Here is a 13,294-nt window from a genome sequence, read left to right as displayed (position 1 = left end):
CGAACACTTTTATGTACGTTTGCATTCACCTCAGTTGATCATAACTCTTAAAATAGGCAAATAGGGCCTGTTATGATCAATGGCACCTTTTTCGTAACTAAGTACAACATGAAGGTAATCACCCAATGGATGTCAAACTTGCCGCTTGAGCTGATCTTTTGGATCGGAAGTATAGTTGCAGTTCTTCTCCTGGATCCTCATGCAAGCAGTCACTTAAGTCTCTGCCCATTGAGTCAGCTGGGATTTGAGTGGTGTCCAGGATGTGGGTTAGGGAGGTCTATGAATCTACTTGCGAGAGGAGAGTTACAAGCTTCCTGGAATATGCATCCGCTTGCTTTATTGGCGTATGTGGTGATAATCTCTCGAATCAGGCAACTAATTAAAAACTTAAAAACAACACACAATTATGGCTAATGTATTAAGACATCTTCCTGAATTGGAAGGAATGGAACTGGGCTACATCCAGGGTTTGATGAAAAACATGGACGAGGATCAAGCTTCTCTTTTCGCACAGGTTTATCGTGCAAGAAGAAAAGATGCCCAAATGATTTTGATTTTAACTCTTCTTGGTTTCTTTGGATTTGCAGGGCTACACAGATTTATTCTAGGACAAATTGGCCTGGGAATTCTTTATATTTTGACCATTGGATTGTGCTTTATAGGTACCATCGTTGATTTGGTCAACTACAAAAGTCTAGCTTATGAATACAACATTAAAGTTGCTCATGAGACTATGAATATGCTAAATGCGAGTTACCCTGGTGATGTTACCAACACCACTATATAATTGCAAATTTGAATAATGCAAAAGCCGGAATTACTTCCGGCTTTTTTGTTATAACCTGAGCTTTCAAGAATCTCAGAAGTTTCATTCTCAACCTTGACAAACCACAGAAAAATCCTTACCTAAATTCCTTTGTAAGAGATCACTATTGCAGGAGTTGATGAAAGCTTCTCTTGTAATTTCTTGGGAATACTAATTACAGTTTTTCCATTCTCTGATTTCCATTTTAAGGGTTGCTTTTCACCCAAAATAAAAAGGTCACTACCTTTTTTTGGTGGGTTTACAGTCCATGTGATTGTCTCTTTGAGCTTTTCATCTTCCTTAAGAGGTATCAGCGCAAACATTTCATCATTCTTTCCCTTTGTGAAAAAGACTTCTCCATCCTGAAAAGATTCTGTTGCTCTTGTATAGTAAATACCTGCTCCATTAACCTCTAGCCATTTCCCAATTTCTTCCAATCTGGAAACCTGCTCAGGTAAGAATACACCATCTGCTGTCGGTCCGACTCCCAATAATAAATTTCCACCTTTTGCTACGATTTCAATCAGCAGATGGATGACTTTTTGGGAAGGCTTGAATTTATCATTTGGCACGTATCCCCAAGCTCCACCCAGTGTGATGCAACTTTCCCATGGATCTGCTGACATTGTCGCTGGAATTCCTTGCTCAGGAGTTCTATAATTCTCAAAGGGACCATGAACTGTGCGATCTACTATCAATATGCCTTCCTGATTTTTTCTTACCATCTCAGCCACTTTCGGCATATTTATCTGCTGGTCAAATTCCGGTATAGGTGCTCCCCAGCTTATTACCTCATCATTTATTGTTGATTTTGGCCTTACCCAGCCACCGTCAAGCCATAGGATATCTATATCACCATAGTTACTTGTGATTTCATTGAGTTGATTATGCGTGAAATCTACATACTGGTTCCACCTCCAAGGATGTTTGCGAATATCGTAATTTACATTGCGGTCGGGAGTAGCGCGGTAGCTCCACCAGTAATACTGTGAATGCCAATCGGGTTTGGAATAATAAGCTCCTATCATCATCTTTTTTTCACGAAATGCCTCGAAGACATGCTTCGCTACATCTGCCTTAGGATTGTCTTTGAAAGCTCCGTCTGTAATTTTATAGTCTGTGAACCGCGTGTCAAACATATTAAAACCATCGTGGTGCTTTGTGGTAAATACCACATATTTCATCCCAGCTTTGGCAGCAGCGTCAGCCCACTGTTTTGGATCAAATGCAGTGGGGTTGAATTTGTCTTTCAAGCCCCAATACCATTCCTTATATTCCTCGTAGGACTGGGTAGTATCTTTTCTATTTATCCAGTCTTCGTTAACAATGCTCCAAGACTCAACAATTCCAGGAACGGCATAAATTCCCCAGTGAATTAATATTCCGAATTTATGATCTCTCCATTTTTCAAGTTTTTCTACAACTTTAGGATCAGAAGGGTATTCATATTCACTTGAAGTGGCATGTAGTGTATTCTGCGCGTTGACTTGGATAGTGATCGCAGATAAACTCACTAGTAGCCAATAGTATTTTTTAGGCATGACAAAGAATAAGGATAAAATAAATGCTTTTTATTTTTTTGGAATAAAGGTAAATGCAAGAGCGAAGGCTTACAAGATGGAAAAATATAAAATTCTTAGGTGGTGCAGCTTTGTAGATACAAGGCTTTGGTTTATCTCAATTTGAATACAAAAGACAGATGAGAATTATGCCCCTAATTTTATCAGTAACTTATCAAACTTCTTTGAGTTGTTTTTGTAGATGTACAAACCTACAATTACCCCTAAAGTATCAGCGATTCCATCGTATAAATCCATATCTCTTTCCGGTACAAATTGCTGCATCACCTCTGTCATTAAGCCGAAAAAAATTCCCCACACGATTATTTCAATAAGTTTTTCATGTTGCTGGTATTTGAAGCAGATGTTGATTGAAAGTAAGAAAAAGAGTCCAAAATGAACAACTTTATCAGCAAATCTGACGGATGATTCACCCACTTCTCCAGGCATCATAGTAGCCACTAATATTAAAATTATGCTAGCAATAAGCCATCGGTTTCTCCTAACATAATTGTCCTCCAAATTCTGTTTTTTATTCATACCGTTTCAGATTATAATAATTTTCTTAGAGATGATTTTGGGAGTGTACTCACGCAATTTCCTTTAGATGTGTGCATTGAAACCAATCTATATTGAGGTGAATTAAAATTTATTCTCTTAAAATACCATTTAAGCCCAGTGTAAATCCTTCTAACTTTTCAGATAGAACTTCATTATTTAAAGATCGAGTTTAATAGAAATTTACCAATCATCCTTATCGTCAGCTTCTGATATAGGGTTATTTGTCAAATTCTCTTCAAATAGCTTTTCCCCAGCTTCAGAAAGAGTCAGATGAATTGCGTTCAATTTTTTATGGATGTCCTTTAAGGTTTCAAAATCAGGTTGCTGAACATGAAAAGGCACACTGAAAAGATTATCTGCATTTTTCGAAAATGGGGTAGGTGTCTCACTTCCGAAGAAATACGGCCAGAGAGTTTTACTGCAACTGATTCCCCACATATCAATCGCAAAGTTCTCTGCATATTGTTGAAGTCGTTGGTTTATCTCATTAAAAAACTGATCAGATTCACCCAGTCTCAATCTTGATCCAGCCCGGGATTTCCCTTTAGTCTTAAGGTATTTGATCTGACTTTTTCCCTGCTTTTGACGAACCATATATGCTCTGAAAACCTTATGATCCATCATTTCGCCATTATGAAAATAACCTGTGACAGCTATTCCTGCCCGGATCATCACCAATGCCAAATGGAAATCATCTTTTATGCTCAGCATTCCAAGCTCATTTGGAAGAGAATTCCAAGGTAATGAGACCCGTGCAAGCCAGGAATCCGAATTGGAAATGACCCATTGATGTCTATTGACTTCAAAATTACTCTGTAAACCATTCCTTTCTGACAGGTTCAGAATAGACAAGTACTTTTCATGACTAATTAACTTTGAGTTACCAGAAATCATTGAGCGCAGGCTTTTCAATTATATTTGTGCAAATAAACCGAATAATCATGGAAGAGGAAATCCAAGGCTTGATCAACCGTATGAGTGATCCTAATGAAAAGGAAGCTTTTTATTTTGCAGAGAAATTGGGAAAAAAGATAGATGAAAATGCAAAGGATGCGGTAATCGAACTGGTGAAAGGTGATAACTGGGAAGTTGCCTATTTGGCTTGCCGAGCTCTCTCGCAATCATCATTTAACGAAGAATCTCTTGATGCAATTTTTGAGGCAATCAATGATAAGAAAAATAGGGCTCATCAGGGTGCGTTTGTACAAATCCTGGAGGAATTTGATCTAAGTCTGCGTTTCGTGGATATTTTTAGAGTTTTTCTTTTTGGCAATTTTAAATCTCAAACTCTTGCCAAGATGTATCTGGACGAAGTGGAATTTGATATGACTCCACGAACATTGAGAAAAGCAGAGAAACACTGGAATCACTATCTCCACAACCCTGAAGACGCCGGAAGTTTGGAATTAAAGAAACTTGAAGTTGAACCTATCCTAGAGGAAATTAGACTATTGCTTTCTGAAGACTAAATTTATTTGCAAGATTTTTGTGTTTTTACACTATAAAAAATGAATGTTGCAATGAAAAAAATGGATGTTGTTGATCTTCACGCGGAATTTTTTGATACATACGGATTTGTATTAAACCAATCTCAATTGTTTTTTGAAAGGGAATTCCTACATGGTAAGCAAGTTATCTTTGTACATTATGTAGAACTCGAAGGGGAAAGCTATATAGAGTACCATCTTGGTATAAGAATCAATGCGATAGAAGAATTGATCCAAAAGTATCTTCCGGCACCCGATACATATGCAAAACATTCGATGACACTTGTCCAATCCCCCAGCAATCTGGGGAGTTTGTCCACAGATAGAGTCAAAGTATCTGGAAGAAATGATTTATCTGAACAAATTATTTCAGTGCAAGATTTCTTTTTAACAATTGGATTTAATTGGCTAAATCAAATGATAGATCCCATCATTCTAGAGCAAGAATTCTTAAATCATAAGGAAAATCCATTTGAAGCATATAATTTGGTTGAGTCAGCGTTTCGCTCGACAGCATTAAGCAAACTCTATAATCCCACAGATTATCCAGTACTTCGTCAAGCATTTTTGGAGAAAATAAATTCTGAAGAAATGACACCATTTTCCATAGCTTCATTTTTACAATTCTTAAATTATTTGGATAATCTCAAATCAGTAGCTGCTTAACTAGTTCTTCGTTATAAAATTCAATAAGATTATTCACACAATTAATATGTGGCTAATGTATTATCGAATTCATGATTGACGACATGTTTAATTCTCCATTATATAAGTTATTTATCAATCCAGCTTTCATATTGAAAGATCGATTTTATAGTTAATAGAGGTTTATAGTTTAAATATTGTGACTAATTTTAGTTTAAAAAGACAGATTTGATATACATCAAAATCTTCGAAAAAGATTTTTAAAGTGCGTCATTATTGTACTTCTGCTTACTACTAAAGAGTAGAATTTACATGAACATAAAGAAAGAAATAATTAAGTATTCCAAGTTTTTTGAAGAGCATGGATTTAAGCTAAATACCTCCCTATTACGTTTTGAAAAGGTTTTTCCTCATGGAAAACAGGTTATTTATGCAAATATTACAGATGGAGATAATGGAAAATCAATAGAATATCACCTAGGAATTCGAATAAATACTGTGGAAGAATTGATCATTAAACAAGTCCCAATGGTCAGTTTTAACCCTGAACAATCAATCACTTTTAGTCAATCGTTAAACAAATTGAGGGATTCTTCCACAAAAAAAATCAAGTCTTTATTAAAAATGAATGATCCTACAAACATTCATTCAAAAAAAGATTTTTTTTTAAATGAGGGTTTCAAATGGCTTGACCAAATGATAAATCCCTCCAGACTACAGCAAGAAATCTCCAAGCTAAAAGAGGATTCTTTTGAATCTCATAATTTAGTAGAGAAGGCATTTAAGGTTACCGCATTGAGCAAACTATATAATCCAAATTATTATCCCATACTACGTCAGTCATTTCTTGAGAAAATTAATTGTAATGAAATGACCCCATTTACTATTGCTTCATTTCTTCAATTCCTGAATTATTTGGATAACCTAAAATCAGAAGCCGCTTAGAATGAAGATTTAAACTTAAACAACAACCTTATCTATTTACCTCGTAGGATTAATTTTTTTCTACTATAAAAACTATAAAAAGCATTTATTAGAGAGAGCTAGATTATAGAAAAGTCACTTATTAATCTCATGTCTAGTATAAAAGTGTAAAACCTCTCACGAACTAAGAGCATAATTTTAATTTAAAATTTACGTTTCACTCCTCTTACTGCCTCTGCAGAAATTGGATCCTCGGGCCATTCGTGTTTTGGATAGCGACGTTTCAATTCTTTTTTTACTTCGAAATATCCGTTTTGCCAAAAGCTTTTCAAATCCTGGGTGAGTTGCACTGGTTTGTAGCCGGGAGAGAGTAACTCAATCAGCACACTGACTTTGCCGTTGTTAACTTTGGGAGTTTCTAGCAAGCCAAACAGTTCCTGAAGTCTTACAGCCAATAAAGGAATATCATCCTTCCTGTATTCCAATTTAATTTTGCTCCCAGAAGGAACTTCTATACTGTTAGGAGCAAGTCTTTCCAATTCCTTTTGCTGCTCAAAATCAAGAGAATGCAAAAGAATCTGACTTAGGTTTAATTTTTTAAAATCATCATTTTTTTGAATTCCCTGTAGATAAGGCGCTATCCAAGTTTCCGGTTTTTCGCAAAGTTCAGCCACAGACCAATTTGGCCAAGATTGCTCAGGGTACCAACTTTGCAAATTTTGAATTCTAAAAATCAATTGCTCTACATCTTCGTTGAAATCAAGCAAATATTCCCCATCCTCACGAATTGCATCTAATAGTGCTTCTGTCACGTCTGAATCAGAATACTTTCCCAAAGGCCGTGTGCCAAGGATAATCGATCCAATCCGAATCTCAGAATGCGCCTGCAAGCCACCTTTTTTTCTATCCCATTTCAAAATTTCCTTTGTCTTCAGCATTGGAGCCAAATCCTTAGGATTAATAGGAGCAGCCATCCAGATTTTTCCCATGCCTTCACGTGCATCTACATGCGCTACGGCAAGCCATGATTCATGGGCAAGATCATCCTTATGCCCAATCTGGGCTATCTTCCCATTGGCTAACTGGAACTGCGCATTATTTCCAGGACGCGCTGCAGCAATACGTTCTGGATAAGCATAGGCGAGTAGTAGACCCGTTTGCCATGGATCAACAGGACTATTATCTGGCTGTATGGAAAACATTCGACGGTAAGAAGCCGCCATCTTTTCAATCTTTTTTATTCGGGGAATGCTCACATCATGTTTTCTATACCGGCGAAGGGCTTCAATTCTCAGATTTAAATCAACTCCTGCATCAGGACCTAGTGGATCTCTTTCATCCAAAATCGCAGCAATATCTGTAGCCAAACCCAGCTGATCAATCTCATCTGCATTGATCAGCATGTGGGCGATTCGCGGGTGAGTAGGTAGCTTGTGAATTTCCTTTCCATGTGGGGTAAGTTCTCCGTCTACGATTGCTTCTATGGATTCTAAGGTTTTTTCTGCCAAAGACAAAGTGCCAGCTGGAGGCGGAGTAAGCCACGTCATGGATCGAATATCTTGTTTTCCCCAAGCTTTCATATCCAGCACAAGTCCAGTCAAGTCAGCTTCCATCAATTCGGGCGTTCGGTATTTGTTGAGCTGATTCTGAATGGCTTTTGTCCAAAGTCTATAGCTATGACCTGCGGTCAAACGACCTGCTCGGCCAGACCGCTGATCTGCGGAGTCCTGGCTGATTCTATGTAAAACTAATCTCGATAAGCCGGACCTTGCATCAAATCTGGACGATTTGGTAAAGCCTGAGTCAACCACCACTTTCACTCCTTCTATGGTCAGGGAAGTCTCCGCAATGTCTGTGGAAAGCACAATCTTTCGTTTGCCGGAAGGATTAGGCATTATCGCTCTATTTTGATCTGCTGGTGAAAGCTGTCCATAAAGCGGCAAGATTAAATCCTCAGGCAGTGCTTTTCTCAGAATTTCCTGGGCCTTTCGGATTTCCCCTTGTCCAGGTAGAAAAACCAAAAAATTACCTTCGTGAACCTTTGTAAGCGGAATAATCTGCCTAGCTGTATCTTCACCAATGGCATATTCGTCCAACTCATTCATGTAATTCACTTCTACAGGATACTGTCGGCCTTTGCTTTCTATCACCGTAGACTTGAGCATTTCTGAAAGTACCTTTGCGTCAATCGTTGCAGACATCAGCAAAATCCTTAGGTCGGGCCGCAGCACCTGCTGCACCTCGCGGATCAGGGCCAGCGCAACTTCAGAATGAAGATTCCGCTCGTGAAACTCATCAAAGATGACTAATCCCACATCTTCCAGTGCATTGTCAGAATGAAGCATTCGGGTCAATATTCCCTCTGTAATCACTTCCAGCCTGGTCTTGGCAGAAATAGCAGATTCAAATCTAATTCTATAGCCTATCAAGTCGCCCAACTTAGTATCCGTCATGGATGCCATACGCTGAGCAATCGTCTTCGTTGCCAATCGCCTGGGCTCCAGCATTATAATCTTTTTGCCGGCAAGCCAAGGTTCATCCAGCAAAGTCAAGGGAAGGAGGGTACTCTTTCCTGCTCCAGGAGGAGCTTGAATGATCAGAGAATTTGACTTGGAAAGCTGGGATTTGACTTGCGAAATAATATCCGATACAGGGAGGTCGAAGGAAGAAGGATTAAAATTTTCGAGCATGAGGTGCAAAAATAGGGGATTCTTGATAGAAGATTAATTCTATCGAATCATTTCGATCAGTATGGAGGAGAAATCTAATTTAAATACTGAAAGATTATTAAGATCTAACTACGAATTAACTAATTCGGATCCAGGGGAATTCCTTTCATCTAAAAAAAGATTTAACCTTTGCTCTGTTGACTTTCTGCAAGTTTATAGGAAATTTAATAGCCACTATTACTAATACTTCAAACATAGAATTACCCTCTCATGATAAATACGATAAGACTTGTTCAGCTTTTTCACCCGACCTATGGCCGTAGTATTGCTCAAGTTCAGGAACCTGATTTAGTATTTTTGAAAGGATTTGGCTCTATCTACGAACTAGCCTTAGCTGCTTTGGTCTCAGGTAATAAATTATCTAGGTTAATTTCTGAAGCAGCCACAGACGAAAAATTAGTTTACGATTCGGTGTATGAAGGAAACAGTGAATGGAAATTGTTACCATCTTTTGACCATCCAGAAAGCCCATTTCACTGCATGGTATCCGGCACAGGTCTTACTCACCACAACAGTGCACTAAATAGACAGATTATGCATGGTGACCAAGAAGAAAAACCGACAGATAGTTTGAAAATGTATGAAATGGGAGTCAATGGAGGAAACCCTTCATTAGGTGAGATTGGTGTTCAGCCGGAGTGGTTTTATAAGGGGAATGGGGGAGTATTGAAAGCTCATGGAGAAATACTGACAGTACCTTATTTTGGTGAGGATGGCGGAGAAGAGCCAGAAATAGCGGGTGCTTATATTATTGACCGAGAAGGAAAGCCTTGGAGAATTGGATTTACTACAGGAAATGAATTTTCCGATCATGTCATGGAAAAAATAAATTACCTCTATCTGGCTCCGTCCAAAATCAGAACGTGTTCCATTGGCCCTGAACTGGTAATTGACGCTGATTTTGATAGCTACTCAGGAGAAGTACAAATCTCTCGGAATGGTTTACCGATTTGGAAATCTGAGATCAATACTGGCCAAAAGAATATGTGTCACAATCTGGCAAATCTGGAATTTCATCATTTCAAATATGATTCTCACCGTATTCCTCTTCAGGCCCATGTGCATTTTTTCGGAGCAGATGCATTTAGCTTTGGCAATAAAATTATCCTAGAAGATGGCGATAAAATGTCTGTGGAATGGAAAGGCATGGGGAGAGCCTTATTCAATTATTTAAAAGTAGCAAAAGGCAAACCTTATGAATTCCCCGAAGTTGGAGAATTATAAGAGAGTCCTTAATCTCAAAAGTTAGTTAGATATTGCTTATCAATATTACTGTAAGGCTTGAAAGCTTTCAGCATTAATTATTTTATTCATACCTAATCACACGGACAGGTTGTGAAACAAAACAAGAATTGGGGGAATGCATCAATTTTGGTTTTATAGCACTATAATTTTTTGTCCAAGTGCATGTGGAGATTTCTCCAAGTTCCCTCAGTTCTATAGGGGATAAAATTTGCAAATAATTCTTCTGCATACCATCCCAATTCCCGCGTCTTCTTGATCACGTCCATATGAAGTGGACTTTCATAAGCATATTTATGCATGGCTTCATAAGTTTCCCATATACTGAAAGTAGCCTGCATGAACCATGGATATTCTCCAATTCCAATAGAATAGATTGATCCATTTACCTCATCCACTTTTTTTCCCAAAGAGGGTACTTTCCTCCAGAATTTTGGAAGAAACTTCAATTTAATTCTTGCTCTGGTGATCACTGCTACAGGTCCCGATGGAGTTAAGTTTTGGGTTTCGTAAGGATTTGCGCCGGACCAACGACCATGAGCTCTAATGGCGTTCATATAGACCGTGTAAAATTCGATTGTTCTATTTTTAAATTCTGAAAAGACAGAAGATTTTTCAAAAAAGGCATCTGCAAATTCTTCCGATTCCCACACACAATGAAGCGCATAAACGTTGACATTCAGCATTTTGGAAAAACCATTCTTACCACCGCTACCCATTAATCTTACGAAGTTAAGTCCGGGAACTTTAGCTAGTTTTTTCGGGCTTTTTTGCATCTGTGCAAAAATCCAAAAGGTATTTAATCCTTGAAATCTCAATAAAGTCACCGTACTTACTTGAGATACTATTTGATTTCTCATCATTTATGGGTTACTTATACCTATTTTAAAAAGAATGAAAACTATTTTTCGCTTAACGATTAACATAAAAAGACATGCCGAAAAAGTAATATGCTTTTATCTTAAAGCAACCAGATGCCGGAGTAATTACGAATACTCTACTTTCATATCATAGGTCAAATTCATTTTTGCCTATAATTGTTTTAAAAAATAATGAAATGCTCTTCATATATATAGTTATTGCCATTAAACTAGAAGGGAAAATATTACACTATACAAACTAAAAAGCCACAAGGATTAATTCCCTATGGCTTTTAAATTGTTCTTTTCTAAAGTGTTAATTACTTAAGGTAGCTGATGCTTTTCCGTATTCCCATCTGATCTCAAAGCTTGAAGGCTTCACTTCATATACAAGACGCTCTTCCATGGTAGAATTTTCTCCTGAGGGAACATCTACTCTTAAGAAATCTTCCTTGGAATCATAATCAAAAGCTCCCCATTGCTTAGCAACTTTGTTGAAAATGAAGGTGGATTGACCTGATTCACTAGGAATTATAAAAAATCCATAAGTTCCGGCAGGCAGTTTTTTGCCCTGTACCATAATATCTTTCGTCGTAGTGAAAGTCGTGGCTTCGTTTGCACCGGCTCTCCATACTTCATTAAAAGGAACCAGGTCCCCCCAAATCGTACGACCCTTTACTGCAGGGCTACTATAATTGATAGTGATTTTGGCATCACCTACCATTCCTTCAGCAGTCTTGGCAGGACTGGCTTTTTCTTGAGCAAATGCGGCAAGTCCGATAAAGGCCATTACTGCAGTGGCTAGTAAACTTTTTTTGAAATTCATTGTCTTCGGTTTTTATTGTTACATAGGAAAAATAAAGAAATTAATTAATTCCTCTAGTCACCAAACTGACATTTCTGCCAAAAGGTTACTGTATTTGAAGAATAGGTGAAGTGGATGCCGGGTGATGGATATTTTATTAAATCACTTTGGAAATTTGAAACATTATCTACGGAAGATAACTCTTACTCCCAACTACTTAACTCGATAGCTTAGGATAAACGCAACATCCAGCACCCGGCACCTAACTATTTAAATCTTCACCCAAGCTTCTTTCTCGTTACTTTCTACGATCGCATCACCGATGATCAACTCTCTCAAGCCGTCCGCGAATGTTGGGTAAGCAGGAGATTCAGGCTGCTTTCCTTCTCTTACAGCAGCATAAACTTCCTTGAAAAGTTGCTTGGAAGTATCTGGGAAACCTTCCTGGTGACCTCCTGGGAAACTTACCAAAGAGCGAGCACCTTCATCTATCAATCCAGGATCTTTCATCAAAATAGAGTTCGCAGTCTCTCTTTTACCAATCCAAAGTTCGTTTGGCTTTTCAGCATTGAATTCGAAACTTGACTTAGAACCAGAAATTTCAATATTCAAACGGTTTTTGCGTCCAGCATTAATCTGACTTACCGTGATAGAACCTGTATTGCCATTGTCAAAGCGAAGAAGAATGGTAGCATAATCTTCCGAAGTCACATCATATTCTTGATAATCCGAAGGATCCAACTCTTTTCCTGAGAATGATTCTACCGCTTTTAGAGGTTTCAAACGCTTTGGATGCACGGTGGAGAAATCAGCCATTACTGCAGTGATTTTCAAACCTGTCACATATTCTGTCATGTCAAGTAGGTGAGAGCCAATATCAGCTACCGCTCTTGAACCACCGGATTGCTTTGGATCTAGTCTCCAGCTGTAGTCAGTCTTGAAGAAAAGCCAATCCTGTAGGTAAGATCCCATTACAGAATAGACTTCTCCCAATTCACCTTTCTCACGCATCACTTTCATCTGGCGAACCATAGGATAGTAGCGAAGATTGAAATGAACAGCATTGATCAATCCTTTTTCTTTTGCAAAGTCAACAAGTTCTTGTGCCTCTTCAACAGTCATTGAAAGTGGTTTCTCGCAGACAACATGCTTTCCAGCTTCCATACATGCTTTGGACTGTGGAAAATGAAGGAAATTAGGAGTACATATATGTACTACATCAATGCTGTCGTCCTTCAGCATATTTTCAAAAGTGTAAGCATTTGGAATACCAAGCTCTGAAGCTTTGGCGTCCGCCACTTCCTGATTTACTTCTACAAGGCCAATCACCTCGATGTTTGGAATTCTTCTAAGGGCTTCTAAATGTGCCGGACCTATAAATCCGGTACCCACGATAGCTGCTTTGATAGTCTGAGCCATAGGTCTTTTAGGTTGTTTATAATTTGTTCAAAATGATTATTGGTAGTATTTATTCACAAAATCTCCACTGAGCACTGATCTAGACCGACAAAAATGCTGGTACAGGTAGCCACAGATAGGCTTAGCCTTATGCCAATGTTTTGAATATCTCAGTTGGGATTTCTCAATACTAAAGGAAAAGTGAATATCCGTTGATTTTCAAACCTCAAATTAGGAAAAATGCCTTAAAACATTTCCATTCCCAAAAGTTGATTTTAG

At 38.2% G+C, this 13,294-nt stretch carries 13 protein-coding genes; 6 read left to right on the top strand and 7 right to left on the bottom strand.

From position 1 onward, the window contains the following. Positions 1-72: 72 nt before the first annotated feature. Both AACZ73_RS18825 and AACZ73_RS18820 read left to right on the top strand, forming a co-directional pair. A complete protein-coding gene (locus tag AACZ73_RS18825; RefSeq protein ID WP_339880271.1) occupies positions 73-414 on the top strand; it encodes a DUF2752 domain-containing protein in 342 nt (113 codons plus the stop codon). Then, positions 407-787, top strand: coding sequence for a TM2 domain-containing protein (locus AACZ73_RS18820; RefSeq protein WP_339880270.1), 381 nt, complete (start codon positions 407-409; stop codon positions 785-787). Before AACZ73_RS18825 ends, AACZ73_RS18820 begins: the two co-directional genes overlap by 8 nt. A gap of 119 nt (positions 788-906) precedes the next feature. Here the strand turns inward: AACZ73_RS18820 and AACZ73_RS18815 are convergent, their stop codons facing one another. From AACZ73_RS18815 to AACZ73_RS18805, 3 genes are all read right to left on the bottom strand, one after another. Continuing rightward, positions 907-2,346 carry an alpha-L-fucosidase gene (locus AACZ73_RS18815; protein ID WP_339880269.1) on the bottom strand — a complete coding sequence of 480 codons (1,440 nt, stop codon included), beginning with the start codon at positions 2,344-2,346 and terminating at the stop codon, positions 907-909. A gap of 165 nt (positions 2,347-2,511) precedes the next feature. After that, a complete protein-coding gene (locus AACZ73_RS18810) occupies positions 2,512-2,904 on the bottom strand; it encodes a VanZ family protein (protein WP_339880268.1) in 393 nt (130 codons plus the stop codon). A 201-nt stretch (positions 2,905-3,105) separates the two neighbouring features. Then, on the bottom strand, positions 3,106-3,636 hold the full coding sequence (locus AACZ73_RS18805; RefSeq protein WP_339880267.1) for a hypothetical protein: 531 nt from the start codon (positions 3,634-3,636) through the stop codon (positions 3,106-3,108). A gap of 230 nt (positions 3,637-3,866) precedes the next feature. Here AACZ73_RS18805 and AACZ73_RS18800 point away from each other — a divergent pair, with 230 nt between their 5' ends. The 3 genes from AACZ73_RS18800 to AACZ73_RS18790 all read left to right on the top strand — a co-directional run bounded on the left by AACZ73_RS18800 (position 3,867) and on the right by AACZ73_RS18790 (position 6,002). Further along, positions 3,867-4,394 carry a HEAT repeat domain-containing protein gene (locus AACZ73_RS18800; RefSeq protein WP_339880266.1) on the top strand — a complete coding sequence of 176 codons (528 nt, stop codon included), beginning with the start codon at positions 3,867-3,869 and terminating at the stop codon, positions 4,392-4,394. 51 nt (positions 4,395-4,445) lie between these two features. Beyond that, complete coding sequence (locus AACZ73_RS18795; protein WP_339880265.1) at positions 4,446-5,078, top strand: hypothetical protein; 633 nt, start codon at positions 4,446-4,448, stop codon at positions 5,076-5,078. A 291-nt stretch (positions 5,079-5,369) separates the two neighbouring features. Next, positions 5,370-6,002, top strand: a complete 633-nt coding sequence (locus AACZ73_RS18790) for a hypothetical protein (RefSeq protein ID WP_339880264.1) — start codon at positions 5,370-5,372, stop codon at positions 6,000-6,002. Positions 6,003-6,184: 182 nt separating this feature from the next. Here AACZ73_RS18790 and hrpB read toward each other — a convergent pair whose 3' ends face one another. Then, the gene (hrpB, locus tag AACZ73_RS18785; protein ID WP_339880263.1) at positions 6,185-8,671 is read right to left on the bottom strand and encodes an ATP-dependent helicase HrpB; all 2,487 of its coding nucleotides are present in this window, start codon (positions 8,669-8,671) and stop codon (positions 6,185-6,187) included. A 249-nt stretch (positions 8,672-8,920) separates the two neighbouring features. On the opposite strand from hrpB, the gene araD1 reads away from it, so the two are divergent. After that, the gene (araD1, locus tag AACZ73_RS18780) at positions 8,921-9,934 is read left to right on the top strand and encodes an AraD1 family protein (protein ID WP_339880262.1); all 1,014 of its coding nucleotides are present in this window, start codon (positions 8,921-8,923) and stop codon (positions 9,932-9,934) included. 161 nt (positions 9,935-10,095) lie between these two features. Here the strand turns inward: araD1 and AACZ73_RS18775 are convergent, their stop codons facing one another. The 3 genes from AACZ73_RS18775 to AACZ73_RS18765 form a co-directional block, all read right to left on the bottom strand. Then, entirely contained in the window at positions 10,096-10,812 is a 717-nt protein-coding gene (locus AACZ73_RS18775) for a spheroidene monooxygenase (RefSeq protein WP_339880261.1), read from the bottom strand. A 316-nt stretch (positions 10,813-11,128) separates the two neighbouring features. Continuing rightward, entirely contained in the window at positions 11,129-11,638 is a 510-nt protein-coding gene (locus AACZ73_RS18770; RefSeq protein ID WP_339880260.1) for a DUF2911 domain-containing protein, read from the bottom strand. 249 nt (positions 11,639-11,887) lie between these two features. Further along, positions 11,888-13,036, bottom strand: coding sequence for a Gfo/Idh/MocA family oxidoreductase (locus tag AACZ73_RS18765; RefSeq protein ID WP_339880259.1), 1,149 nt, complete (start codon positions 13,034-13,036; stop codon positions 11,888-11,890). Positions 13,037-13,294 lie beyond the last annotated feature (258 nt).

The sequence above is a fragment of the uncultured Algoriphagus sp. genome (assembly GCF_963974835.1).
GTDB lineage: Bacteria > Bacteroidota > Bacteroidia > Cytophagales > Cyclobacteriaceae > Algoriphagus.
This window is presented reverse-complemented; position numbering and strand designations above follow the sequence as displayed.

Coding starts and splice junctions, on each gene's coding strand:
- AACZ73_RS18795 (WP_339880265.1), top strand. CDS start 4,446: ATGAAAAAAATGGATGTTGTTGATCTTCACGCGGAATTTTTTGATACA.
- AACZ73_RS18820 (WP_339880270.1), top strand. CDS start 407: ATGGCTAATGTATTAAGACATCTTCCTGAATTGGAAGGAATGGAACTG.
- AACZ73_RS18790 (WP_339880264.1), top strand. CDS start 5,370: ATGAACATAAAGAAAGAAATAATTAAGTATTCCAAGTTTTTTGAAGAG.
- AACZ73_RS18805 (WP_339880267.1), bottom strand. CDS start 3,636: ATGCTGAGCATAAAAGATGATTTCCATTTGGCATTGGTGATGATCCGG.
- AACZ73_RS18770 (WP_339880260.1), bottom strand. CDS start 11,638: ATGAATTTCAAAAAAAGTTTACTAGCCACTGCAGTAATGGCCTTTATC.
- hrpB (WP_339880263.1), bottom strand. CDS start 8,671: ATGCTCGAAAATTTTAATCCTTCTTCCTTCGACCTCCCTGTATCGGAT.
- AACZ73_RS18775 (WP_339880261.1), bottom strand. CDS start 10,812: ATGAGAAATCAAATAGTATCTCAAGTAAGTACGGTGACTTTATTGAGA.
- AACZ73_RS18765 (WP_339880259.1), bottom strand. CDS start 13,036: ATGGCTCAGACTATCAAAGCAGCTATCGTGGGTACCGGATTTATAGGT.
- AACZ73_RS18825 (WP_339880271.1), top strand. CDS start 73: ATGATCAATGGCACCTTTTTCGTAACTAAGTACAACATGAAGGTAATC.
- AACZ73_RS18810 (WP_339880268.1), bottom strand. CDS start 2,904: ATGAATAAAAAACAGAATTTGGAGGACAATTATGTTAGGAGAAACCGA.
- AACZ73_RS18815 (WP_339880269.1), bottom strand. CDS start 2,346: ATGCCTAAAAAATACTATTGGCTACTAGTGAGTTTATCTGCGATCACT.
- AACZ73_RS18800 (WP_339880266.1), top strand. CDS start 3,867: ATGGAAGAGGAAATCCAAGGCTTGATCAACCGTATGAGTGATCCTAAT.
- araD1 (WP_339880262.1), top strand. CDS start 8,921: ATGATAAATACGATAAGACTTGTTCAGCTTTTTCACCCGACCTATGGC.